At 64.4% G+C, this 24,761-nt stretch carries 21 protein-coding genes and 1 tRNA gene; 13 read left to right on the top strand and 9 right to left on the bottom strand.

Features of this window, described 5'->3' with window-relative positions; all coding sequences use genetic code 11:
- Positions 1-224 precede the first annotated feature (224 nt).
- From gdhA to GFD18_RS04030, 5 genes are all read right to left on the bottom strand, one after another.
- Positions 225-1,571: an NADP-specific glutamate dehydrogenase gene (gene gdhA / locus GFD18_RS04050; protein WP_163198210.1), complete on the bottom strand. Its 1,347-nt coding sequence runs from the start codon at positions 1,569-1,571 to the stop codon at positions 225-227.
- A gap of 346 nt (positions 1,572-1,917) precedes the next feature.
- Complete coding sequence (locus tag GFD18_RS04045) at positions 1,918-2,610, bottom strand: DUF4125 family protein (protein WP_163198209.1); 693 nt, start codon at positions 2,608-2,610, stop codon at positions 1,918-1,920.
- A 35-nt stretch (positions 2,611-2,645) separates the two neighbouring features.
- Positions 2,646-4,754 (bottom strand): DUF4037 domain-containing protein, encoded by a 2,109-nt coding sequence (locus tag GFD18_RS04040; RefSeq protein ID WP_163198208.1) that lies wholly within the window; start codon positions 4,752-4,754, stop codon positions 2,646-2,648.
- Positions 4,755-4,897: 143 nt separating this feature from the next.
- Positions 4,898-6,085, bottom strand: coding sequence for an MFS transporter (locus tag GFD18_RS04035; RefSeq protein ID WP_163198207.1), 1,188 nt, complete (start codon positions 6,083-6,085; stop codon positions 4,898-4,900).
- Between the two features lie 133 nt (positions 6,086-6,218).
- Positions 6,219-6,295 (bottom strand) — tRNA-Pro (locus GFD18_RS04030).
- A 239-nt stretch (positions 6,296-6,534) separates the two neighbouring features.
- Here GFD18_RS04030 and lysS point away from each other — a divergent pair.
- The 4 genes from lysS to GFD18_RS04010 all read left to right on the top strand — a co-directional run bounded on the left by lysS (position 6,535) and on the right by GFD18_RS04010 (position 11,944).
- Complete coding sequence (lysS, locus tag GFD18_RS04025) at positions 6,535-8,226, top strand: lysine--tRNA ligase (RefSeq protein WP_163198206.1); 1,692 nt, start codon at positions 6,535-6,537, stop codon at positions 8,224-8,226.
- 362 nt (positions 8,227-8,588) lie between these two features.
- The gene (locus GFD18_RS04020; RefSeq protein ID WP_163198205.1) at positions 8,589-9,851 is read left to right on the top strand and encodes an MFS transporter; all 1,263 of its coding nucleotides are present in this window, start codon (positions 8,589-8,591) and stop codon (positions 9,849-9,851) included.
- Between the two features lie 118 nt (positions 9,852-9,969).
- Positions 9,970-11,097 (top strand): 1,4-dihydroxy-2-naphthoate octaprenyltransferase, encoded by a 1,128-nt coding sequence (gene menA / locus GFD18_RS04015; protein ID WP_163198204.1) that lies wholly within the window; start codon positions 9,970-9,972, stop codon positions 11,095-11,097.
- 109 nt (positions 11,098-11,206) lie between these two features.
- Positions 11,207-11,944 carry a phosphoglyceromutase gene (locus GFD18_RS04010; protein WP_100510039.1) on the top strand — a complete coding sequence of 246 codons (738 nt, stop codon included), beginning with the start codon at positions 11,207-11,209 and terminating at the stop codon, positions 11,942-11,944.
- 193 nt (positions 11,945-12,137) lie between these two features.
- On the opposite strand, the gene phoU is transcribed toward GFD18_RS04010, so the two are convergent.
- Positions 12,138-12,845 (bottom strand): phosphate signaling complex protein PhoU, encoded by a 708-nt coding sequence (phoU, locus tag GFD18_RS04005; protein ID WP_163198910.1) that lies wholly within the window; start codon positions 12,843-12,845, stop codon positions 12,138-12,140.
- A 226-nt stretch (positions 12,846-13,071) separates the two neighbouring features.
- Here phoU and GFD18_RS04000 point away from each other — a divergent pair, with 226 nt between their 5' ends.
- Positions 13,072-14,355 (top strand): sensor histidine kinase, encoded by a 1,284-nt coding sequence (locus tag GFD18_RS04000; RefSeq protein WP_318644312.1) that lies wholly within the window; start codon positions 13,072-13,074, stop codon positions 14,353-14,355.
- Between the two features lie 54 nt (positions 14,356-14,409).
- Here the strand turns inward: GFD18_RS04000 and GFD18_RS03995 are convergent, their stop codons facing one another.
- Positions 14,410-14,664, bottom strand: a complete 255-nt coding sequence (locus GFD18_RS03995) for a DUF2530 domain-containing protein (protein WP_163198203.1) — start codon at positions 14,662-14,664, stop codon at positions 14,410-14,412.
- An 85-nt stretch (positions 14,665-14,749) separates the two neighbouring features.
- Between GFD18_RS03995 and manA the strand changes: the two genes are divergently transcribed.
- Positions 14,750-16,105, top strand: a complete 1,356-nt coding sequence (manA, locus tag GFD18_RS03990; protein WP_163198202.1) for a mannose-6-phosphate isomerase, class I — start codon at positions 14,750-14,752, stop codon at positions 16,103-16,105.
- Positions 16,106-16,200: 95 nt separating this feature from the next.
- On the opposite strand, the gene serC is transcribed toward manA, so the two are convergent.
- Complete coding sequence (gene serC / locus GFD18_RS03985; protein WP_163198201.1) at positions 16,201-17,346, bottom strand: phosphoserine transaminase; 1,146 nt, start codon at positions 17,344-17,346, stop codon at positions 16,201-16,203.
- Between the two features lie 326 nt (positions 17,347-17,672).
- Here serC and GFD18_RS03980 point away from each other — a divergent pair, with 326 nt between their 5' ends.
- From GFD18_RS03980 to GFD18_RS03965, 4 genes are all read left to right on the top strand, one after another.
- Complete coding sequence (locus tag GFD18_RS03980; protein WP_163198199.1) at positions 17,673-18,605, top strand: CHAP domain-containing protein; 933 nt, start codon at positions 17,673-17,675, stop codon at positions 18,603-18,605.
- A gap of 125 nt (positions 18,606-18,730) precedes the next feature.
- Complete coding sequence (locus tag GFD18_RS03975) at positions 18,731-19,531, top strand: NlpC/P60 family protein (RefSeq protein ID WP_163198197.1); 801 nt, start codon at positions 18,731-18,733, stop codon at positions 19,529-19,531.
- Between the two features lie 106 nt (positions 19,532-19,637).
- The gene (locus GFD18_RS03970) at positions 19,638-20,402 is read left to right on the top strand and encodes a C40 family peptidase (protein WP_163198195.1); all 765 of its coding nucleotides are present in this window, start codon (positions 19,638-19,640) and stop codon (positions 20,400-20,402) included.
- A gap of 225 nt (positions 20,403-20,627) precedes the next feature.
- Positions 20,628-21,701 (top strand): universal stress protein, encoded by a 1,074-nt coding sequence (locus GFD18_RS03965; RefSeq protein WP_100510031.1) that lies wholly within the window; start codon positions 20,628-20,630, stop codon positions 21,699-21,701.
- Positions 21,702-21,785: 84 nt separating this feature from the next.
- On the opposite strand, the gene GFD18_RS03960 is transcribed toward GFD18_RS03965, so the two are convergent.
- Positions 21,786-22,199 carry an OsmC family protein gene (locus tag GFD18_RS03960; RefSeq protein ID WP_163198193.1) on the bottom strand — a complete coding sequence of 138 codons (414 nt, stop codon included), beginning with the start codon at positions 22,197-22,199 and terminating at the stop codon, positions 21,786-21,788.
- Positions 22,200-22,429: 230 nt separating this feature from the next.
- On the opposite strand from GFD18_RS03960, the gene GFD18_RS03955 reads away from it, so the two are divergent.
- The 3 genes from GFD18_RS03955 to GFD18_RS03945 all read left to right on the top strand — a co-directional run bounded on the left by GFD18_RS03955 (position 22,430) and on the right by GFD18_RS03945 (position 24,565).
- A complete protein-coding gene (locus tag GFD18_RS03955; protein ID WP_225432888.1) occupies positions 22,430-23,230 on the top strand; it encodes a thymidylate synthase in 801 nt (266 codons plus the stop codon).
- 154 nt (positions 23,231-23,384) lie between these two features.
- Positions 23,385-24,053 (top strand): dihydrofolate reductase, encoded by a 669-nt coding sequence (locus GFD18_RS03950; RefSeq protein WP_163198189.1) that lies wholly within the window; start codon positions 23,385-23,387, stop codon positions 24,051-24,053.
- Positions 24,050-24,565, top strand: a complete 516-nt coding sequence (locus tag GFD18_RS03945) for a low molecular weight protein-tyrosine-phosphatase (RefSeq protein ID WP_163198187.1) — start codon at positions 24,050-24,052, stop codon at positions 24,563-24,565. Before GFD18_RS03950 ends, GFD18_RS03945 begins: the two co-directional genes overlap by 4 nt.
- The last annotated feature ends 196 nt before the right edge of the window (positions 24,566-24,761 follow it).

Here is a 24,761-nt window from a genome sequence, read left to right as displayed (position 1 = left end):
ATTGGCAAGGTCCCGTTCGTCTTCCGGTTACGGAAAGGTTCGATTTTGTATGGATTGACGGTAATGACGGCAGGCGATCATGATATGACGATGCCCATCATCGCATACGGCGGATGATGGGCATCGGATCCGTAATCGTCGGAAATCACCGGGTCGTCTTACGAGGACGGCTTGACGATCACCGAACGATGATGGATGCGTTGATCACAGCACGGCAGTGCCGATTACAGAACGCCCTGGGCGACCATGGCGTTGGCGACCTTGACGAAGCCGGCGGCGTTGGCGCCGAGCATGAGGTCGCCCTCGTGGCCGTATTCCTTGGCGGCGGCCAGGGACTCGGCGACGATGGTCTCCATGATGTTCTTCAGCTTGGCGTCGACCTCATCGAAGGTCCAGCTCAGACGGTAGCTGTTCTGGCTCATCTCGAGGCCGGAGACGGCGACGCCGCCGGCGTTCGCGGCCTTGGCCGGGCCGTACAGCAGGCCGGCGTCCTGGTAGACGGCGATGGCCTCCGGGGTCGACGGCATGTTGGCGCCTTCGACCACGGCCTGCACGCCGTTGGCGACGAGGGCCTTGGCGGACTCCTCATCGATCTCGTTCTGGGTGGCGCACGGCAGGGCGATGTCGCACTTCACGGTCCACACGCCGGAGCAGCCCTCGTGGTATTCGGCGCCCGGCACACGCTCGGCGTACTCCTTGATGCGGCCGCGCTCGACCTCCTTGATCTGCTTGACCACGTCGACGTTGATGCCGTTCGGATCGTACACGTAGCCGTTGGAGTCGGAGACGGTCACGACCTTGGCGCCCAGCTGTTCGGCCTTCTGCGCGGCGTAGATGGCCACGTTGCCGGAGCCGGAGATCACGACGGTCTTGCCCTCGAACGAATCGTTCTTCAGCACGCGCAGGGCCTCCTGCGTGTAGTAGCACACGCCGTAGCCGGTGGCCTCGGTGCGGGCGAGCGAGCCGCCGAACTCCAGGCCCTTGCCGGTGAGCACGCCGGAGTATTCGTCGCGGATGCGCTTGTACTGGCCGAACAGGTAGCCGATCTCGCGGCCGCCCACGTTGATGTCGCCGGCCGGAACGTCGGTGAACTGGCCGATGTGACGGCACAGCTCGGTCATGAAGGCCTGGCAGAAGCGCATGACCTCGCCGTCGGACTTGCCCTTCGGGTTGAAGTCGGAGCCGCCCTTGCCGCCGCCCATCGGCAGCGTGGTCAGGCTGTTCTTCAGGATCTGCTCGAAGCCGAGGAACTTGATGACGCCCTCGTTCACGGTCGGGTGGAAGCGCAGGCCGCCCTTGTACGGTCCGATGGCGGAGTTGAACTGAACACGGTAGCCGCGGTTCACCTGCACCTTGCCCTCGTCGTCGACCCAGGCGACACGGAACTTGACGATGCGCTCGGGCTCGACGATGCGCTCGAGAACGCCGTTCTTCTCGTATTCGGGGTGCTTCTCGACGACCGGCTCGAGGGATTCGAAGACCTCGCGAACGGCCTGCAGGAACTCCGGCTGGTCACCATCGCGCTGCTCCACCTGATCGTAGACGCGCTTGAGATATTCGTTGTTCAGCATCATGCTCCTTAGCATGTCGGGAGCCTCGCCGTCGCACCCGCTCGTGCACGTACACCTGTGCCATGGTCTTCATGGTCGTGACGTAATCGCGGGGAAGGGCGGCAACGCTCTGATTGGTGAGAACAGTCTCATCATAGGTCAGATTGCCTCCCAAGTGAATACCTATTCCACATATAGGAAAACCCTATCGGCCGGGACGATTCTGCCGTTTCGCACCCATAGTCCGTCGGACGCATCGGGCCGGGACCGTATGATACCGGTCCCGGCCCGTATGGATTCGGTTCGTGCTGTGTCCGTCGTGTCCGTTAGTCCGGATGCAAACAGACGCGTGGCGACTGCCGCGTGACTACTGCGCGGCCTCGGCCTCGTCAAGACCGTCGAAGCCGCCGAGGATCACCGTCGTGGCGATGGTCTGCTCGGTGATGTTCACGCCAGCGTTGCGCAGGTCGATGATCATCAGCGCGTACTTGTGGAACGTGCGGTCGGAATACGTGCCGAGCTCGCCGCGCAGATACGTCTCGAACGACGTCGTGCCGATTTCGTCCTGATCGGTGGTCAGCACGCGCATCGCCTCGCCGAGCTTGGGGTAGCGCTCGCGGAACTCGCGCGCCCATTCGACCTGTTGTTTGATGACGGCCTCCTGCGCCTCCACGCGCTCATGGTCGAGCTTCGGCAGCGAGGGTTCGAGCTCCTTGTGGTAGCGTTCCGGCTCGGTGGATTCCATCATGCGCGCGTACTTCTCGGTCAGCAGGTTGCGGCCTTCCTTGTCGGCGTCGTCGAGGTCCTGCGCGTAGCTGTCGAGCAGGTCGATGCGCCAGGTGAGGAACTGGCTGATGCGCATCTGATGGAACGTCGGCCAGTTGCCCTGGCAGTTGGCGCGGCCTCCCTGGTTGTTGACCTCCTGGAACTGGTTCCATTCGTGGCGGACGATGAGCTCGGCCTTATGCGCCTGCTCGTTGATGTCGCTCTGCTCGTCGTACCACAGCGTGCTGGTGAGCGTATGGTCGGCGCTTTCGTGGGTTGCGTTGGTCTCGGACATGTCTTTCCTTGTCTGGATGTTACGGATGGTTCGTTCTACAGGCTCTTGAGCCAGGGGTTGGCGATGTGCTCCTCCACGTACGGGCGCTGCCATTCGAGGAACGTCTCGTCGCTGCGGGTCAGTCCGTCGCGGCGCAGCTCCGTAAGTACCTCGGCGCACAGATGGTCGATGACCTCCGTCACCTGCCTGACGACCGGGCCCGCGCCCTTGCCGCCCTCGCCGAATCCGGCGCCGCCGAAGCAGGCCGCCGAGGAGAGCCGCAGCAGCGTCTCCAGCTGCCCGGCTGCATCGTCCATGCGCGTGACCGGTCCGCGGCACAGCTTGCGCAGCGCGGCGAACTGCCACTTGTAATACGGTAGGTATCCCACGGTGATCGGCTCATTGATGAGATATACGAACGACGAGACCGCCTTGACGAACTCCTCGATGGACAGCCATGCGGCCGCGCCGTCGCCGCGCTTGATCATGCGCGGGAAGTTGTACTGCCCGGCCTGCGAGATCATGCCGATGCGCCGCGAGAGCAACGCGATGCGCACGTCGTCGGGCATGTCCTTGAAACCCTGCCGGGTCTTGGAGAACGCGCCCAGAGGATCGGCGAAGATCTGACCGTTGGTGGCGGCGGCCAGCGTCGCCTCGTCGAGCATCAGCCACTCGTGCGCCTTGGCGGGGTCGTCGCCGGGCGCCTCGCGATAGCCGGTGATGCCCTCGAAGAAGTCGCCGATGGAGAACGCGCCCTCGCGGCGTGACGCCCCCTGCGCGCGCGGCGTCGCCGAATCGGCGCCCTTCACCGTAAAGCCCATGAACTCCTTCGGCAGCAGCGTCTCGTAGTCGTGCTGCAGCTGCTCGCCGATCTTCGCGTAGTCCTCGTCGGTCAGCCACATGCAGAAGCGTGGGCCGAAGTCGTGGTCCTGCGAGATCTCGTCGTCGAATCCGTAGCATTCCGAACCGTGGCCGACCAGACCGGCGGCGATGCGGCCCTTGTACTCCGGATAGCGGTCGGCGATCATCGGCTTGCCGCAGTTCTTCCAGTATTCCTTCGCCAGCTTCAGTCCGGTGATGGCCGGACGGGCCGTGGCGACGGGTTTGGCGGCCGGTGCGGCCGGAGCCGCGGCCGACGACGTTGGCGTGCCGGACGCGGTCGCGCCGGCGCCGGCCTGCGCGGCCGACGACGTCATCGCCTGACGCTCCTGGTCCACATGCCAGTCGAACGACTGCGCCGCGCCCGCCAGCTTCGTCGCGGTCGCCGAATCGTCGGCGAACCGCGAGCTCTCGTCATCCCAGAAATCGGAGCCGTCGTCGTCCGGCACGGCGGCGCCGGCCTTGGCGGCGGCGGCCTCGACGCTGTCGAGATTCTCCTTCGTGATTGTGTAGTAGTCGTTGTGGCCGTAGCATTCCTCGATCACGGACAGCGACTTGCGGTAGGCGCGCACCGCGTTCGCCAGGTCGCCGGCGTGGAAGCAGGCCTGCGCGTAGCCGGCCAGCGCCGACGCGAAGTGCGCGCTGTTCTCCAGATGGCCGCGCTTGTAGATGCGCAGCGCCTCGGCCGCGTGCTTGAGGGCCTCGTCGTCACGTCCCTCGTTCATGAGGATCAGGGCGAGATTCGTGTGCGTGGACGCCACGTCCACATCCTCGGTCACGTTCACGCTCGACGATTCAAGGATCGACAATGCCTTGCGCAGTTCCTGCTCTGCAGGCTCCAGACGGTTCGTCTCGCTGTAGAGAATCGACAGGTTGTTGTGCAGCGCCGCCAGACGACGGTCGGTCGGCGGCAGCGTCTTCTCGCTGGACTCCAACGCCTCGCGGTAGAGTTTCTCGGCCTCGTCGTACTTGCCGGCCGCGCGCGTGGCCGTGGCCGCGTTGATGAGCGTCGTCGCCCACGCATCGCTGCCCTCGAGCCCCATGCGCTTCGCCAGTTCCAGCGACTCCTTCACCAGCGGCAGGTTGTCGTCGTGGCGGCCCTGCGAACGGTAGAATCCCAGCAGCTCGTTGATGACGGTCAGCTGGCCGGCGTCGTCGGCGAGCCGACGCGCCTCGGCCAGCGAATCCAGCAGATACGGCTCGGCCTTCGTGGCCGCGTCATGCGCGGAGAAGATCGCGTCGAGACCCTGAATGAAACCGTTGACGTCAAACGCTTCGTTGCCCATGCATCCCCCTTGATTTCGGTGATCGATAGCGGGTAATCATATCCACGTCAAGTCTAGATGGCGGCAGACGCGGGAAACAGGGGAGGGGCACGAAAACCGTGTGATATTACCCACAGCGATATCGTCGCGGGCAATATCCTCCGTCACACCTCGATGCGGCGCATGCGTTCGTAGGCGCCGGTGTCGGTCTCGTGGCGCATCGAATACACGGCGAGGCAGACGACGGCCAGCAGGGCCAGCGGCGCACCGGCCAGCGCGGGATAGTGGTAGTCCATGCCGGTGGCGTTCAGCGCGGCGCCGCCGATGATGGAGCCGACGGCGTTGCCGAAATTGAACGCGACCTGTACCGCGGCGCCGCCGATGAGCTCGCCGCCGCCCTTGCCGGCGTTGGCCATGAGCAGCTGCTGCGGCGAGGAGACGAAGAACAGGCCGAACGCCACGACGAACGTCATGACGGCGGTGCCGAGGTGGCCTCCGGAAACGAAGAAGATGATGACCAGGCCGATCATGGAGAAGGCCTGACCGAGCGCGGCGGTGCCGGCGTAGCGCCATGCATCGCAGATCCTGCCGCCGACGAGTCCGCCGACGACCATGCCGAAGCCGGCGAGCATCATGAGCATCGGCACGGAGCCCGGCGCATAATCGCCGACGTTGGTCAGCCAGGGGGAGACGTAGCTCCACCAGCAGAACACGCCGGAATTGCCGAGGAACACCGCGGCGAGGATGAGCCAGGGGCCGCGCTTGCGCAGGAACTCGAACTGGCCTCCCAGGCCGACGTCCTTCACGGCGGGCAGCGCCGGAATCCAGGCGAGCGCGAGTGCGATGGTGACGGCCGCCCATGCGGCGAGCGCGCCGAATGCAAGCCTCCAGGAGAGGAATTCGCCGAGCATGGTGCCGGCGGGCACGCCGAGCATGTTGGCGATGGTCTGGCCGGCCACCATCACGGAGACGGACTGCGCCTCCTTGCCTTTGTCGGAGACGGTCTTGGCGATGAGCGTGGCCGTGCCGAAGAATGCGCCGTGCGGCAGGCCGGAGATGAATCGGGCGACGACGAGCATTCCGGCGTTGACGGAGAACGCGGACATGGCGTTGCCGACGACGACCAGCACCATGAACAGCAGGATGAGCCGCTTCGGCGGGATGCGTCGTCCGAACACGAGGATGAGCGTGCCGACGCATACGCCGATGGCGTATGCGGAGATGAAATGACCGGCCTGGGGAATGGTGACGTGCATGTCGCGGGCCGCCTGCGAGAGGATGCCCATCATCACGAACTCCGCGGCGCCGAGGGCGAATGCGCCGAACGCCAGTGCGATAAGACTCTTCTTCATGATGCCTCTTCCGGGATTGTATATGGTGTCTTTTCCGTCTTTTCCCTGACATCGGATTTCCGGTATCCGAATGGCGTGATGCCTGTTGCGAAGATAATGAAAAACCCCGCTCGCAATGAGCGGGGTTTTTGTCTGGTCGGGCTGGCGGGATTTGAACCCGCGGCCTCTTCGTCCCGAACGAAGCGCGCTACCAAGCTGCGCTACAGCCCGTAAGACCTCGATAGATATTACACGAGTCGTCATTTATGGCAAAACATCGGCGTGTTGCGCATGATTTCAAGGATTCGCGCTCGCGAGTGGTCGAGTTTTGCGGTTTTCTCATTGGCCATGTGGGGCTTTTCGGGTCGAATGGGGTCCGATTCGGGTGTAGCGGATCGGGAGAAATCACGGAACTCAGGTGTTCGCAGACGGAAGGACGGTGTATCGCCGCATCGCTACACTGTGATGATATGACTGAGTCGAATGAGAACACTCCCATCGCTGATTCCGCCGAGAACGAGCAGGAATCCGCTCCCCGTATGACCACCGTCGAACGCGCCGAGATGCTCCTCAGGCAGGATGCCGCCATCACCGAGCGCGTGAGGAACGGCGCCTCCCTCGATGACGCCGTCGACCCCTCCAACAAGGAGTTCGGCCCGCTCGCCCACTCCGAGCAGGTGCAGATGCGCGTCGCCAAGCGCGCCATGATGCTCAACAACGGCATGGAGCCCTACCCGGTCCATCTTGATGTGACCGACACCATCGAAGCCGTGCGTGCCAAGTACGACGGCAAGCTCGAGCCGGGCGACGAGACCGAGGACGTGGTCGGCATCGCCGGCCGCGTGCTGTTCCTGCGCAACGCGGGCGGCCTGTGCTTCGTGCAGCTCTCCGCCGGCGACGGCACCAAGATCCAGGGCATGGTCTCCAAGCGCGAGATCGGCGCCGATTCGCTCAAGCAGTTCAAGCAGCTTGTCGATCTCGGCGACCACCTGTACATCCGCGGCCGTGTGATCGCATCCAAGACGGGCGAGCTCTCCGTGTTCGCCACCGAATGGGCCATCGCGTCCAAGGCGCTGCAGCCGCTGCCCGCCCTGCACAAGGACCTCAACGAGGACACCCGCACGCGCAAGCCGTACATCGGCATGATCGCCGACGAGAACATCCGCAACATGGTGCGCAACCGCTCCAAGGCCGTCGCCTCGCTGCGCCACACCTTCGCCGGCCACGACTTCATCGAGGTGGAGACCCCGATGCTGCAGACCGTGCACGGCGGCGCCGCGGCCCGCCCGTTCACCACGCACATGAACGCGTTCGACCTCGACCTCTACCTGCGCATCGCGCCGGAGCTGTTCCTCAAGCGCTGCCTCGTCGGCGGCATCGACCGCGTGTTCGAAATCAACCGCGACTTCCGCAACGAGGGCGTCGACGCCACGCACGCCCCCGAGTTCACCATGGTCGAGGCCTACCAGGCGTACGGCACGTACGACACCATCGGCGACCTCGTCAAGGAGCTCGTGCAGAAGACCGCCATGGACGTCTACGGCTCGCACAAGGTCACGCTGCTCGACGGCACCGAATACGACTTCGGCGGCGAATGGAGGACCATCAGCATGTACGACTCCCTCTCCGAGGCCCTCGGCGAGGAGATCGTGCCCAACGGCGGCCCCGAGCACCCCGGCACCTCCGTGGAGCACCTCGGCGCCATCGCCGACAAGCTCGGCGTCGAACGCGACGACGTGGAGAACCACGGCAAGCTCGTCGAGCACCTGTGGGAGCACTTCTACGAGGACAAGCTCTACGAGCCCACCTTCGTGCGCGACTTCCCGGTCGAGACCTCGCCGCTGGTCAAGGGCCACCGCTCCAAGCCCGGCGTCGTGGAGAAGTGGGACCTCTACGTGCGCGGCTTCGAGCTGGCCACCGGCTACTCCGAGCTCAACGACCCCGTCGTGCAGCGCGAGCGCTTCGTGGCCCAGGCCAAGGACGCACTGGCTGGCGACGAGGAGGCCTGCGACATCGACGAGGACTTCCTCGAGGCCCTCGGCGTGGGCATGCCCCCGGCCGGCGGCATGGGCATGGGCATCGACCGCCTGCTCATCGCCCTGACCGGCGCCACGATCCGCGAGACCATCACCTTCCCGCTGGTCAAGCCGTTGGCGCTGTAATTTCGCGGATTCGTGCGGCGGGTCTTTGGGATCGTGCCGCAACGACCTGATTCGATTCAATGCGAGGCTCCCCGTCATGGGGAGCCTCGTTTGCGTTTCCGAAGATGTCTCGTCTCTCGCATGACGTGGCCGAGGTGCGGCCGTGATGCGACCCGATGGGCGGTCCGGCGCATCCATGCTTCGGCGTCAGCGTGTCACGATTTGCGGTTTGAACGTTCAATAAATAAACTCCGTTAATCGATTAAGGGCGTTACTTCATATATATGCCGCAGTTGCTCCTGCGGGCCGGCTCATGAAGGCGCTACCGGCATCGCAGACCCGTCGTGGCCCCAACGCCGCGCAACGCTAGAAAAGAGTAACCGATGAGCACCTCCCAGACCGTTCCCGAGGAAGTCCTGCCTCAGAACGCCGCGGGCGAGGCCGACAAGCTCGGCAACGCCCCCTTCGCCGTACTGGTCCCCGTCATGATGTCGTTCTTCGTGATGGGCTTCGTCGACCTGGTCGGCACCGCGTCCAACTACGTGCAGTCCGACTTCGGGCTCTCCGATTCGGTGAGCAACATCTTCACCACCATGGTGTTCTTCTGGTTCCTGGTGCTCTCCGTGCCGGCCGGCATGCTCATGAACCGCATCGGGCGCCGTCGCACCGTGCTCGTGAGCATCGCCATCACCGCGCTCGGCTGCCTGCTGCCCATCATCGGCTACATCATCCCCGCCAAGGCCGCGCAGCTCGCGTTCATCGTCGTCTCGTTCTGCCTGCTCGGCATCGGCAACACGTTCATGCAGGTCTCGCTCAACCCGCTCGTCGGCAACCTCGCCCATGACGAGAAGCTCGCCGGCATGCTCACCTTCGGGCAGTTCGTCAAGGCCATCGCCTCGTTCATCGCGCCGCTCATCGCCGGCTGGGCCGCCGTCACGTTCGGCAAGTGGTGGCTGCTGTACCCCATCTACCTGGTCGTCGCCGTGCTCGCCTACGTGATGCTGAGTTTCGACGACATCAAGGAGAACGCGCCCGACACCGGCCACACCAGCATCACCGGCTGCTTCGCGCTGCTGAAGAACCCGGTCATCCTGCTGTGTTTCCTCGGCATCGTCTGCCACGTCGGCGTCGACGTCGGCATCAACGCCACCGCCCCGAAGATCCTCATGGAGCATTCCACGCTCGGCCTCGAGGCCGCAGGCGGCGCCACCAGCGTGTACTTCGCGTTCCGTACGCTCGGCTGCCTCTCCGGCTCGGTGCTGCTGCAGCGCTTCAGCCGCAAGGCCATGCTGCGCGTGTGCGGCGGACTCATGGCCGCTGCCGCCGTGTGCTTCCTGCTGTTCTCCGGCGTCGCCGGCATGCCTGTGTTGCTGGCGTATGCGGGCCTCGCCTTCGTGGGACTCGGCAACGCGAACGTGTTCTCCATCATGCTCACCACCGGCCTGCTGCACCTGCCCGAACGCCAGAACGAGGTCTCCGGCCTCATGATGATCGGCCTCATCGGCGGTGCCATCTTCCCGCCGCTCATGGGTCTGGCCTCCGACGCCATGGGCATGCAGCTCGGCGCGATTCTCGTCATGTCGGTCGGCGTGGCCTACATCGGCCTCATGGCGCTGTTCTTCCGCTCCTACGGCGCCACGCGGTAGAGGAATCCGCTGAGAAGAAGGCCGACCATTCTCGGTGGTCCGGCTATGCGGTTCGGCTCCCCCCTGTCAGGGGGAGCTTTTTGCATCTCCCGCAGCCATCGGAGGTAACATGCCACGCATGACCATATCGAACATACGACTCTGGCTGCGCGGCACGCGCCCGAAGACGCTGCCCGCATCCATCGCGCCGGTCGTCGTCGGCGCCGCCGCGGCATGGAGCGTCCTGTCCCGATACGACGGATGGGGGTTGCGCTGCATCGCCGCCGACGAAGGCGTGTGGATGGACATGGAATCCGGCTATGGCCCCTGCGCCACGCCCTGGTATGCCATTGGCGGCGCATTGCCGCGATTCCTCGGCGTGACGCTGCTGTGCGCCGGCGTCGCGCTGTTCCTCCAGATCGCCGTCAACTTCGCCAACGACTACTCCGACGGCATCCGCGGCACCGACGCCCACCGCGCCGGTGACGAATCCGGCACCGGCAAGCCGCAGCGTCTCGTCGCCTCCGGCCGCGTAAAGCCGAAGGCCGTACTCGCCGCAGCCGGCGCATTCGCATTGCTCGCCTGCGTCTGCGGCCTCGCCGTCGCCGTCATCTCCCACCAATACTGGTTCATCGCCGTCGGCGTCGCATGTCTGCTCGCCGGCTGGTTCTACACCGGCGGCAGGCATCCCTATGGCTACGCCGGTCTCGGCGAGCTCTTCGTATTTGTGTTCTTCGGACTCGTGGCCACGCTCGGCACCCAATACGCCATCTGCCAGTCACTCGACGGCCTCGGCATCCCGAACGCCGCCGTCATCGACTTCGCCGCGCCCGGCGACGGCTCCGAATGGAGCTGGGTCTGGTTCGGTCAGGGCCAGTTCGGCATCAGCGGCACCGGCATCCACGCCGCCGTATGCGTCGGCCTCAACGCGGTCATGCTGCTGATGGTCAACAACATGCGCGACATCGACGACGACCGGCTGCACGGCAAACGCACACTGGCCGTACGGCTGGGGGAGCGGGGCTCGCGTGCGGCGCTCGCCGTGTGCTGCGCCGTCGACTGGATGGCCTCCATACTCGTCATGATGATGACGTGGCTGCCGTGGGGGCTGGTCCCCTGGCTTGCCTTCGCGGTGACGACGGTGGCCATGCTGCGCGCCGTCGCCCGCCGTGACTTCGGTCGTGCGCTGGGGGCCGCCGGCATGCAGACGCTTGTTTTCGCCGTCGTCGTCGCGCTCAACGTCGTCGCGGCCGGCGACGGCTGGTGACGTGCCGTCGCGGCCGGCAGGACGGTCGGTGGAAAAGTTCACCGGCCGGTCATGCTCAGGCGTGGATGATTGTGGAATTTCGTCGCAAGAATGGCTTAGACTGCTAACTATGACTTACAAACTAGTACTGCTCCGTCACGGACAGAGCGCATGGAACAAGACCAATCAGTTCACCGGCTGGGTGGACGTCCCGCTGACCGAGCAGGGCGAAGCCGAAGCCAAGCGCGGCGGCGAGCTGCTCAAGGAGAAGAACGTCCTTCCGGACATCGTCTTCACCTCCCTGCTGCGTCGTGCTATCAACACCGCCAACATCGCCCTTGACGCCGCCGATCGTCTGTGGATTCCCGTCAAGCGCAGCTGGCACCTCAACGAGCGCCACTACGGCGCCCTGCAGGGCAAGAACAAGTCCGAGATCCGTCAGGAGTTCGGCGACGAGAAGTTCATGCTGTGGCGCCGTTCCTACGCCACCCCGCCGCCCGAGATCGACCCGAACGACCAGTACTCCCAGAACAACGACCCGCGTTACGCCGGCGACCCGGTCCCCGAGACCGAGGCTCTGGCCAACGTCGTGGCCCGCGTGACCCCGTACTGGGAGTCCGAGATCATCCCCGAGCTCAAGTCCGGCAAGACCGTCCTGATCGCCGCCCACGGCAACAGCCTTCGCGCCATCGTCAAGATGCTCGACGGCCTGACCGAAGAGGAGATCGCCAAGGTCAACATCCCGACCGCCATCCCGCTGGTCTACGAGCTTGACGAGAACTTCAAGCCCATCAAGCCGCGTGGCGAGTACCTCGACCCGGAGGCCGCCGCCGCCGGCGCCGCCGCCGTCGCCAACCAGGGCAAGTGATTGCCGGCCATGAAGGCCTGATTAAACTCTGACGAAGAGCCCCGCCGATTCCATTTCGGCGGGGCTCTTTTCATTCGTTGCCGTGCCGGTACGGCGAATGATATGGAAAATCCCCGCAGGGCCCATGCCCGACGGGGATTTTCCATATCGCGGTTGTTGCGGTTCGGCGAACCGGATGCCGCAGTCCGGGAAATCAGTTCTCCGGAGCGGCGAGGTACGGGTCGTTGGCGGAGGAATCGGCCTTGGTCTTCGGGGCCTTCGAGGGGTCGAACCCGGAGACGATGTAGACCAGACGACGGGCGACGGAGACCGCGTGGTCACCGAAACGCTCGTAGAAGCGGCCCAGCAGCACCACGTCGATGGTCTGCTGCGTGTTGCCGGTCCAGTTCTCGCCGTTGACGATGTCGAAGACCTCGTGATGCAGGTCGTCGAGCTTGTCGTCGTCGATGATCAGCTGCTCGGCGAGCTTCTCGTCGCGGCTGTCTAGCGCGGTGATCAGCTTCTTGGTGGTCTCGTCGAGGAAGGCCTGCATCTGGGAGAAGACCTCGCGGGTCTCCGGCGTCAGAGCGGACTCCGGGTAGGTGCGGCGTGCGATCTCCGCGACGTGACGGGCCAGATCGCCCATACGCTCGAAGGTGGAGGCCAGACGCAGCGTGGAGACGACGACGCGGAGGTCGGTCGCCACGGGGCTCTGCTTGGCCAGCAGTTGCACGCACTGGTTGATGACGCTGGTTTCCAGGGCGTCGATCTCCAAATCGCCATCGATGACGCTCTGGGCTGCCTCGACATCAGACTCGAGCAGTGCTTTGCCGGCGCCGAGGATCGCCGTACGCACTTCCTGTGCCATGCGGTCGAGGTCGTCGGCTACCTGCTTCAGCTCCTCGTTGAAAATAACGCGCATTGTTCTCATTGCCTTTCCATATATGGTCTGAGTGCAACCTCTCCCATTTTAGGGGAGGGAGGGAGATTGCCCAGAACCGACCCGGAGAGTAAACCCTGAATTGGCTGAGTGTTTACCCCCGTGTTCACTCGATATTCATTTATGCCAACGGATTAGCGTACCGTGGTTTTCCCGCCATTGCGAAGACCCTGCGTTTCCGCATCGAAACTCGTGTCACAATGGAGGAGTGACCAACAGCAGCCCTGATGTCTTCTCGACGATCGTACTCATCGTATTCGGTGTGATGATCCTTATCGCGTTCATCGCGATCATCGCCAAAATATACAACTGGGCGTATCCGTTTATTTCACGGTACATCAACGCCGATACGATTGCGCATTGGCGCGCCCGAATCGGATTCAGGCCGTCCGGTCGCGATGACGATGACGACGATGACGACGACGATCTCGATTATGAGATCATCCGCCTGCTTGCCGTGCTGCCGTCGACGTCCATCGTGGTCAATGACGACGACGAGGTGCTCATCGCCGGTCCGGCGGCATACCGCCTCGGCATCGTGGACGACGAGTCCATCGTGAACGACCGTGTGCTTTCGGCGATTCACAATGTGCGCGAGTCCGGCGGCAAGCGGTCGTGCGAGCTTGTCACCGAGACCGCCAGACGCTTCGCCGACCCGTTCGTGATTAACGCCGACGAGGATTCCGAGGCCCGCGGCGAGGGCAATGCGGTGTCGCGGCCGAACTGGCTGAAGGTCACCGTCGGCCAGATCGCCGACGACAAGACGGTCGTGCTTATCGACGACGTGAGTGAGGAGCGGCGTTTCGCCCAGGTGCGTGAGGACTTCGTCGCCAATGTCACCGAGCAGCTGCTCAAGCCCACGAAGGCATTGGAGACGCTGGGCGAGGACCTCGAACAGGACGACGTCGACATCGACCGCATCATGGTGGAGGCGTCTCAGGTGCGTGAGTACGCCGCTCACATGGGGCATCTCGTCGCCGACCTGCTGCTGCTCATCAAGGCGCAGCAGAAGGTCGTGCCCGGCAAGGACAACGAGGTCGGGCTGCTCGCCGAGGTGCGTCAGGCGGCGGACGGCATGCGTGCCGCCGCCGAGGCGAAGAACGTCCGCCTGGTGGTCAACGGCGATGATTCGCTCATGGTGCATGCCGAATCCGAGCAGTTGCAGGGGGCGGTGGTCAAGCTCATCGAGAACGCCGTCGAATATTCGCCGAACAAGTCGGCGGTCGGCGTGGCCGTTTCGAAATCCAAGGACGGCAAGCACGCCGTCATCCGCGTGGTCGACCAGGGCTGCGGCATCGCCCGCGAGGATCAGCCCCGCATCTTCGAACGCTTCTACCGCGGCGGCAACCAGTCGTCGGCCACCAAGGACGGCGTCGGCCTCGGTCTGGCGATCGTCAAGCATGTGGCGCTTACGCACCATGGCTCCGTGTCGGTGTGGAGCGCGCCGCGCAAGGGCAGCACCTTCACCTTCACGCTGCCGTTGGCGCAATAGACGGATGCAGGGGGTGGCGACGCCGGACGTCGGCAACGGCGTCGCCGCGCCGCGTCACTTGCCGAGGCGGCGGTAGTACCAGCGGTTGAAATGCTCCCATGTGAGCAGCAGCACCCCGATGATCATGCCGGCGACGCAGACAATCAGCGACTTCACGGCGTTGACGCCGCACAATACGAGAACCAGACAGACGATCGCGGCCACGAGCCACAGCGCCGTGCCGAGGAAAAACACCCGATGAAGGTCCACCTGAGCCGGTTTCGGACCGGGCTTTCGGGCGCCTGGATCGATGATGGGTGCCAATTTCATAGAGAATACCTTACAACTCGGGGTAACCTTATGGGGTCATGACGTCGCCGGAACCGGCGGCGCACCTGCCAGGGAAGGAACGCCCATGATGCCGATGCGACCGGTGCCGAAACGGTACGCATGGGGGTCGTCGCATCGCCTGCAGGCCATATTCCCCGATTTCGCGGGCGTCGACGGTCCTCTGGCGGAGCTGTGGTTCAGCGGGCACCGGCAGTCGTCGTCCATGGTCCTTCCCGAAGGCGAGGGAGGGGGGATTCCTCTTGACGGGCTTGTTCGCCGCGAGCCGCTGGCGATGCTGGGGGAGCGGGTCTCATCCGTATGGGGGCCGGTGCTGCCGTACCTCATGAAGGTCATCGCCGTGCACATGCCGCTTTCGTTGCAGGTGCATCCGGTCGCCTTCGAGGCGCGTGCGGGGTTCCACCGCGAGCAGATGCGCGGCGTGCCCGTGGACTCGCCGCGCCGCTCGTTCAAGGACACCGTCGACAAATACGAGATGGTGGTGGCGTTGGAGCCGTTCGTCGCCTCGGTGGGATTCGCTCCGTTGCCCCGTCAGATCCGCCTGTTGCGGGCGGTCGACCATCCGCTGGCCGGCCGTATGGCCGATGCGTTGTCGGGCAGGCTCGATGCCGAGGACGCCGGTCTTGATGTCTTCATGCCCATCGCCGCGCGTGCGTGGTCGCTCACGCAGCGGCGGGTCTTCCGCGCCTTCGCCACGGCCGTTACGTACGGCGAATCCGAAGGTGCTTCGGCCGGCTCCGTCAACTGGACCTCGCTGCTTCGGTCCGCGCGTGCGTCGCTGTCCGCATCGGGTTCCGATCAACGCCGGGCACCCGACCGTCATGCCCTCGCCGCATTGGACAATGCCATAGCCGCGGCCCGTGCGTTTCCGGGCGATCCCTGCGTCGTCTGCCTGCTGATGATGAACGCCGTACGGCTGGCCCCCGGCGAGGCCGTGGCCATCGCGCCGGGGACCGTGCATGCGTACATCCATGGTCTGGCGGCCGAGATCATGACGAACTCGGACAATGTCCTGCGTGCCGGCCTGACCGTCAAGCATCGCGACGTGCCAAGCGTGCTGCGCAACGTCGACGTCATGCCGGCGCCGCCGTATCGGGCGGAGCGCCGGCGTCTGGGCGCGGATGCGGTGGCGTACCGGCCCGAGGCCCTGCGCGAGTTCTCGCTCACGCTGGCCTCCGCCGGCGGTTTCTCGACGCCGGCGCGGCCGCGCGTGGCGATATGCCTTGGCGGCGAGGCGTATCTGCGGTCAGAGGCTGGACGGACGGTCGTGCTGCACGGTGGCGAGGCCGTCTTCGTTCCCGCCGCAGACGGCCAGATGCGTGTCGCGGTCGAGGCGGGCCCGCCCGTCGCGGGCGGCGGTGGCACGGTTCCGGAAACGCAATATGCCGGCGGCGGCCTGCTGTTGGCCTCCACCGGCATATGAGCGTTTCGGCATTAATCGGCGTTTCTGCATCGACCGCCTGTATATTGCCTATATATATGGAATGCACGGCCGCGCATGCGGGCCGCCGGCATCCGTCACTTCATGTGGTCGACGACGTAGTCGATGCAGTACGTCAGCGCTTCGACGTCGCCGGGCTTGACCGACGGGAACACGCCGATGCGCAGCTGGTTGCGGCCCAGCTTGCGGTATCCGTTCGTATCGACGATGCCGTTCGCATGCAGCGCGGCGACGACGTTCGACGCGCTGATCGAATCATCGAGGTCGATGGTGACCACCACGTTCGAGCGAATCGACTTGTCCGCGACGAACGGATGGGCGTAGTCGGAACGTTCCGCCCACGAATACAGGATGTTCGCGGACTTCGCGCAGCGCTTCGTCGCCCACTTGAGGCCGCCGTGCTCGTTGAGCCACGTCACCTGCTCGTTCATCAGCACCAGCGTGGCGATGGCCGGGGTGTTGAGCGTCTGGTTCTTGCGGGAGTTCTCGAGCGCCTTGGTGAGCGAGAGGAACGGCGGCACCCAGCGCCGGGCGCCCTCGAGCGTCGCGCTGTGCTCCACCTGTTCGGCGCGTTCGACGGCGTCGGGGGAGAGGATGGCGAACCACAGACCGCCGTCGGAGCCGAACACCTTCTGCGGGGAGAAGTAGTAGGCGTCGGTCTGCGAGATGTCGACCGGAAGGCCGCCGGCGCCGCTGGTCGCATCGATGAGCGTGAGCGCATGCTGCCCCACGCTGCCCTCGACGCGTTCGACGGGCGCCATCACGCCGGTGGAGGTCTCGTTGTGGGCCCAGCAGTAGACGTCCACGTCCTCGGTGTACTTCGGCAGGGCGCATGAGCCGAAGTCGGCCTTGTAGATCACCGGGTCCTCAAGGAAGGGGGCGTTGGCGGCGCTGGCCGCGAACTTGCCGCTGAACGAACCGTAGGTGCCGAACGCGCCGCGTCGGGCGATGAGCGATGCGCAGGCCATCTCCCAGAACGCGCTGGCGCCGCCGTTGCCGAGGGCGACCTGGTATCCGTCGGGGATGGAGAAGTACTGTGCCAGGCCCTCGCGGATGGAGGCGACGACATGCTTCACCGGCTGCTGTCGGTGCGACGTGCCGAGCAGCGTGGCGCCGGCCTCGGTGAGCGCGGCGATCTGCTTGCGACGAATCTTGCTGGGCCCGCAGCCGAAACGGCCGTCTTCGGGCAGGAGGGAGGAAGGGATTTTCACGGTGTCGATCATGGGCCCCAGCGTAGTGAGACCGGTGTATTTTCTCATAATGTGAGAATTTGGACAATATGGTGAACGTGGTGTTTCCTTTGGAAATACAGGCGGGGAACGGCTATCGTCCGCAAGGATGATATTCGGGGGCGATTTGGAGAAATCCCTGCAATCTCTTAACCTTTTGGAAGGTTCATCTGCAAGGGGCAATGCTGTTAGCACCTAATATTCAGAATGTCAAGTTCATGAAACGTTTGACGGCGTAATGTTTCGTCGACGGCTTGTGGCCGTCATCTGCGCTGGTTATCATCGTTTTTTGGTATTGAACAACCAAGGAGTGATTCGTAATGAAACATGCCGCTCATAAGGCACGCGGCGCCCAGCGCGTCAACAGCGCTGTGACCGCTCGTGTACGTGAGATGCGCGCGGCGCATACCGCCGCCGTGGTGTATGCGAATACCCCGATGGCCCTCGTGCCCGAGGTGGCCAAGGCGATGAACGCCTCCGTGCCGCGCACCCGCAGGGCCATTCGCCAGGCCGCCAGGCAGCAGGCCCACAAGAAGCAGTTCGTCACCGCTTCGGCTTTCGCATTGCTGGCCGCCACGGCGGGAAGCCTCACCTACGCTTCCACCGCGAACTCAGCCAATCTTCCCACCGCCGACAAGGGCGGCACCACGCTGGTCGCCGATTCCATGGCGGCCTCCGATGCCGGCGCCGCATCGGCCACCACCCAGGTCTCCCGTTCCGAGGAGCGCTCCGCCACGACGCAGTCCGCGGCCAGCGACTCCGCCCAGTGGAGCCTTTCCTCCACCACCGATTCGCTTGACGCCTCGCAGATGTCGAAGTCCAAGGCGAACAACGCCAAGGTCGCCGCGTTCATGGATCGCGACGGCGACGCCGTTCCCGCCGGCTTCAACCCCAACCACGACACCGGCGACACCGGCAACGCCTATGCGTTCTCCCAGTGCACCTGGTGGGCGTACACCCGCCGTCATCAGCTCAACCTGCCGGTCGGCTCCTACTTCGGAGACGGCGCCATGTGGGCGGATTCCGCCCGCGCCCATGGCTACTGGGTGGACAACACCCCCCGCGTCGGCGATGTGATGGTCTTCCAGCGTGGTCAGGAGGGCGCCAGCGCCCAGTATGGCCATGTGGCCATCGTCGAGAAGGTCAACGCCGACGGCAGCGTGACCACCAGCGAATGCGGCGCCACCTACAACGGCAAGCCGTTCAGCCGTACGTTCAAGAACGTTCACGACTTCCAGTACATCCATTACTGACCGTCATCGACGACCCCGCGCCCATGGCGCGAGGGTCGTTTTCATTTCCGTCCCCTTTATGGTCGTCGGCCGAGTAGGGGGCGGGGTTATCAGGTTTTTTCCAGATATATGAGTAGGATTTCGAAATGATGATGAAAGCACGTAAATCCATTGCCATTCTTGCCGCTGCGATCGCGGCCACGACCATGTCCGCGGCGCTTGTCGCCCCGGCCGCCGGCGCTTCCGAAAGCGAGCCGGTCACGTCGTCCCGTTCGTTCAAGGGACAGCAGTCCCGCAGCGCCGATCTGCTGAAGGAATCCACGTCGGTCGAGGTCAAGGACAACGCCAATTACGGCGGCATCGAGTCCCTGAACGTCCCGAAGACCGAGTCCAAGGCCGAAAAGGAGGCCAAGGCGAAGGCCGAGGCCGAGAAGAAGGCCCAGGAGGAGGCCGCCAAGCAGGCCGCCGCCGAGGAGGCCGCCGCCCAGTCGGCGTCCCGCTCGAGCGAGCGCACCTCGACCTCCGAATCCACGTCGACCTCCACCTCCTCGTCGACCGCCGACGCCGGCAGCGTGACCGTTCCGGCCGGCTCCGACTTCGTCAAGCGCGCCCTCGCCGTCATCGGCTCCGGATACCAGCCCTCCGGCTACGTGTGGACCGGAAGCACGAGCACTTCCTCGTTCACCTGCTCCGGCCTCGTCGACTTCGCGCTCGGCTACCCGTCCAACTCCAACTGGCCCGAGAAGTACTACGCCATGGTCTCCAACAAGACCACCGACATCTCCCAGCTGAAGTACGGCGATCTGGTCTTCTTCCACTACGCCGGCCGTTCGCCGGGCCATGTGGGCATCTACCTCGGCAACGGCATGATGGTCGACTCTGCCCCCGGCGGCGGCGTTCAGGTCCGCGGCATCGGTTCGTCCTTCATGGGCGGCGGCACGCTCTGAGCGAAACCCGTGCTTTCGCAGAAACCCCAGTCGTTTACGGCTGGGGTTTCTCATGTTTTCGCATATATGGGTCTTTGTTCGGACGTGTCTGCTAGGGTCGAAGACGATGATTACACCACATAAATCCATTGCATTGCTTTCCGCAGCCATTGCGACGACCATGCTTTCCGCGGCCATTGTGGTTCCGGCCGCAAGCGCCTCCGAGGCCGATGAGCCCGTCACGTCGTCCCGTTCGTTCAAGGGGCAGGAGTCCCGCAGCAGCGAACTGCTGAAGGAAGCCACATCCATTGACGTCGACTCCGAGGCCGACTACGGCGGCATCGAGTCGCTGAACGTTCCGAAGACCGAATCGAAGGCCGAAAAGGAGGCCAAGGCGAAGGCCGAGGCCGAGAAGAAGGCCCAGCAGGAGGCCGAAAAGGCCGCAGCCGAGGCGGTGTCCCGTGCGGCGGAGCGTTCGTCGTCCTCGTCGTCCTCTTCTTCTTCAAGTTCCTCGTCCGCGGCGGTCTCCACGCCGGCAAGCGCCGACGCCAGCGCACTGCTGAGCTATGCGGTCACGTTCATGGGCCCGCATCCGTATGTCGTCGGCGGCGTCGACCCGAACACCGGCTGGGACTGCTCCGGCTTCGTGCAGGTCGTCTTCGCCAAGGCCGGCATCTCCGTGCCGCATTCCTCGCACGCGCTGACGACGTTCGGCACCACGGTCTCCGAATCCGAGGCCCGTCCCGGCGACATCGTCGCCCGACCCGGCCATGCCGCCATCTACATGGGCAACGGCAAGATCATCCACATGACGTTCACCGAGGTGACCATCTCCGACCTGACCCCCGGCTGGATGGGTGGCGGCGGCTACACCTTCCACCGCGTGATGTGACGTTGACGAGCCTCCGGCGTTCCATACGAATGTCGGTCGCATCGACTGTCGCAGAAGGATTCGAAAGCGTTCCCCGACCATGGTCGAGGGAACGCTTTCTCGTATTCGCGGCGTTACGCGTTTCGCGAATGTTGGTTCCCCGTTTTGCCGATTTCGACGCTATCCTAGTCAAGTAGGAGCCATGCACAGGCGCATGGATTCCCCGACCTACTAGGGAGGAACATCATGACTGTCAATGAAAAGGCCATTCTTGTAGGTGTAGACGGTTCGGATGCCAGCTACAAGGCCACGTGGTGGGCGGCAAACTACGCCAAGCACGCCGGCCTGACTCTGCAGATTGTCTGCGCATACTCGCTGCCCAGCTATGCGGCGGTATCATTCGACGCCACATACACCGCCATGGGGGATGACAATGTGGCGCACACCGATGCGCAGGAGATTCTTTCCAAGGCGAAGGCCATCGCGGACGAGCAGGGCGTCGAGGCCGCCACGCTGATCGTCACCGGCGACCCGAGCTCCGTGTTCGTCGAGCTTTCGCGCAACTACAACCTCATCGTCATCGGCAACCGCGGCAAGGGCGGCCTGGCCGAACGTCTGCTCGGCACCACGAGCTCCAGCCTGCCGGCCTACGCGTACTGCCCGATCGTGGTGGTGCCGTACACCGACGACGACGGCAACCTCATGCACCTCAACAACACCATCACCAAGGTGGTCGTCGGCTCCGACGAATCCAAGTGGGGTCTCAAGGCCCTGGACATCGCCGCCAACTTCGCCCACCAGTGGGGCGCCAAGCTTACGGTGATGTCGGCGGTGCCGAGCTTCGGCGGCATGGGCATGTTCGCGTCCGGCGGCTCCGGCGGCACCGAGGCCAACAGCATCATGGAATCCTATCTGGAGGATCTCGACGTGCGCATCGCGCCGATCCAGGAGAAGTACCCCGACCTGGTCATCGCCAAGTCCGTGGTGCCCGGCTCGGCCGTCACCGCGCTGACCGAGGCCAGCCACGCCAGCGACGTGGTCGTCGTGGGCTCCCGCGGCCGCGGCGGCTTCACCGGTCTGATTCTCGGCTCCACCAGCCAGGGTCTGCTGCAGCATTCGGTCAGCCCCGTGTACGTGGTGCCGCGCAAGTACGTGGAGGCCGCGGAATCGCGTCTCGACACCGTGCCGGCATCGCCCGCCGAGGTGCCGACCAAGCCGCTCGACGACATCGAGGGCGTGCAGAAGGTCACCGTGCCGACGGCCGACGACGCCACCGTGCACGACATCGAGGCCACCATCGACCCCGAGCACAAGGCTTAGTATTCTGGCATGGGATCCTGCGGGACCATATGAAAAACCTCCCTCGGCCGAGGGAGGTTTTTCATATGCGCATGGGAGCGGGCATCACTCCTTGATGTCGATGGTGAGGCTCACCGGGGTCTCGCGCTCATAGGTGTGCTGCACGGTGCAGCCCTTCTCGATGTGGCGGCGCACGCGCTCCTTGAGGTCGTCGACCTGCGCCTTGCGCAGACCGGCCTCGGAGGCGTCGATCTCCACCGTCTCGCTGAAGTCGCTGTAGGCGTTGTGTTTCGCGTCGGCGGTGCCGTCCACGGTGATCGTCGCACCGGCGCCCTCGCCCAGCGCGCGTTCCACGGCGAACTGGCTGCTCAGCGCGGCGCAGCCCGCCAGAGCCACCTTCATCAGATCACCGGGGGTGAACAGGCCCTTGCCCTTGCCGAACTTGATGTGGGCGCCGTCCTCCGAACGGGCGTCCCAGGAGCCGTCCTTGTTGCGCTCGACCCAAATACGCTTGCCCATGGTTTTTCCTCCTTGTGGTGGACATCATTGCCGATACCAATGTAACCCGTACCGCAGGGCATTGCCGGTAAGCGCTCAGAGGAATCACGGTCGCGGGACCCCCGTCGGGCGCCATCACGGGCGACGTCGCGCCACGGCCTGCCGCTAGACTGGTGGGCATGGCTTTGACTCAAGAACAGCTCGACGACCTCCGCGCGGCGATTCCCGCCCGGCCCGAGACCGACATCCCCATGCCGTACGAGGACCTGGTGCGCAGGATCCTCACCGAAGGCACGCTCAAATCCGACCGCACCGGCACCGGCACCATCTCCCTTTTCGGCCAGCAGATGCGGTTCGACCTCAAGGACGCGTTCCCGCTGCTCACCACCAAGACCGTGTACTTCAAGGGTGTGGCCTACGAACTGCTGTGGTTCCTCAAGGGCTCCAGCAACGTGCGCTGGCTGCAGGAGCACAATGTGCACATCTGGGACGAATGGGCCGACGCCGACGGCAACCTCGGCCCGGTCTACGGCGTGCAGTGGCGCAGCTGGCCGGCGCCAACGCCCGACGACCCGAACCGCACCATCGACCAGATCGCCAACGTGATGGACCTCATCAAGCACCATCCCGACTCGCGTCGCATGATCGTCTCGGCATGGAACCCCGCCGAGGTGGAGAACATGGCGCTGCCGCCATGCCACGCGCTCTTCCAGTTCTACGTGGCCGACGGCAGGCTGAGCTGCCAGCTCTACCAGCGCAGCTGCGACATGTTCCTCGGCGTGCCGTTCAACATCGCCTCGTATTCGCTGCTTACGCTCATGATGGCGCAGCAGGCCGGCCTCGAGCCCGGCGAATTCGTCTGGACGGGCGGCGACTGCCACGTCTATGACAACCACATCGACCAGGTGCTCGAACAGCTCGGCCGTGAGCCGTATCCGTATCCGAGGATCGACATCCGCAAGGCCGATTCGATCTTCGATTATGATTACGACGATTTCACCATCGTCGACTATCGCCATCATCCGGCCATCAAGGCGCCGGTCGCCGTCTGACGCGGCGCCGGCGTCGATGGCCGGCGAATGGTCTATGACCTTGGTCTACAATGCGTAAGACCGCAAATGAAGGGGCCGCGGCCCGGCCGGCATGCATTGCCGGCCGCCGTCGGCCGCGAACACACGATAAACATGGTATCGAAGGAGCTTCGAAATGGAGCATGACAGTAGCCGCAGCGGCTATCACGAACCCAAGCCCGGTTCTGCCGGGCGTTACGAGGAGGAGCTGGCGAACGAGGACCTGCATGACGACGGTCTGCGTCCGATTCGCGTGAACCTCATCTGGGCACAGGCCCGTTCCAAGGACGGTCGCGAGGGCGCGATTGGCTTCGAGGGCGGCATGCCCTGGCATCTTTCCGAGGATCTCAAGCGATTCAAGGACCTGACGATCTCCCATCCGGTCATCATGGGCCGCAGGACGTGGGAGTCGCTGGGGGAGAAGTACCGTCCGCTGCCGAACCGCGACAACATCGTCATCTCGCACGACGACCGCTATCGCGCCGTCGGCGCCACGGTCATGGACAATCTCGAGGACGCGCTCGATCTGGCCCGTCAGGAATCCATCCCCGACGACGGCATCGAACGCAACGAGCTGTGGGTGATCGGCGGCGCGCAGATCTTCAAGGAGGCGTTGCCGTTCGCCTCGAAGGCGTACGTCACCGAGATCGACGCCGAATTCGACGCCGACACGTTCGCCCCGCCGCTGAAGGACTACGTCGAGGCGGGACTGTGGGAGGTCGCCGGCCAGACCGGCTGGATGAAGCCCGCCAAGGCCGAGGGCATCAAGCGTTACCGCTTCGTCAACTACGAAAGGAAGTCATGAGCGATTCCGCGCACAAGTACACCGTGATGACCGTCTGCACCGGCAACATCTGCCGTTCCCCCATGGCGGAGATCATCCTCCGGCACTTTATCGAGGAACGTGGGCTCGACGACCGCGTGAGGGTGCTGTCGAGCGCCGTCAGCGACGAGGAGCACGGCAATCCCATCGACCGTCGTGCGCAGAAGGTGCTTCGTGAACGCGGATACGTCGTGAACCCGAACCATTTCGCGCATCGCATCACGCGCAAGGAAATCGAGGAGACCGACCTGTTCCTGCCCATGACGGCCTCGCACATGCATTCGCTGCTGCGGCAGCTGCCGGCGGGCAAGCGCGCCGAAGTGCACATGTACCGCAGCTTCGACCCAAACCTGCCGACACCCAAGCCCGGCCGTGAGGACGAGATCGACCTTGTGGACCCGTGGTACGGCGGCCCGCGTGAATTCGATGTGGCCATCGACCAGATCGAGGAGGTCGCGCCGTATATCGTCGATTGGATCGAAACGCAGATCTGACGACGCCGGACCGCAGTCTTTGTCGGATTGCGGTCTTTTCTATGGCTCCCCTCATGATTGAGGGGAGCTGTCGGCGTTAGCCGACTGAGGGGAGTTGGCGGGGAGGCATCACGTCGCAGGGCCTATAGGAATTTTTGTGGTGTTTATAACCGGGGTTTGTCCTTGCGGGAGTAGGCGTGTTGTGGTGTTATTTTCC

This window comes from Bifidobacterium saimiriisciurei (assembly GCF_010667655.1).
Classification (GTDB): domain Bacteria; phylum Actinomycetota; class Actinomycetes; order Actinomycetales; family Bifidobacteriaceae; genus Galliscardovia; species Galliscardovia saimiriisciurei.
Note: the sequence above shows the minus strand (reverse complement) of the source record. Positions and strands in the feature narration are given on the sequence as shown.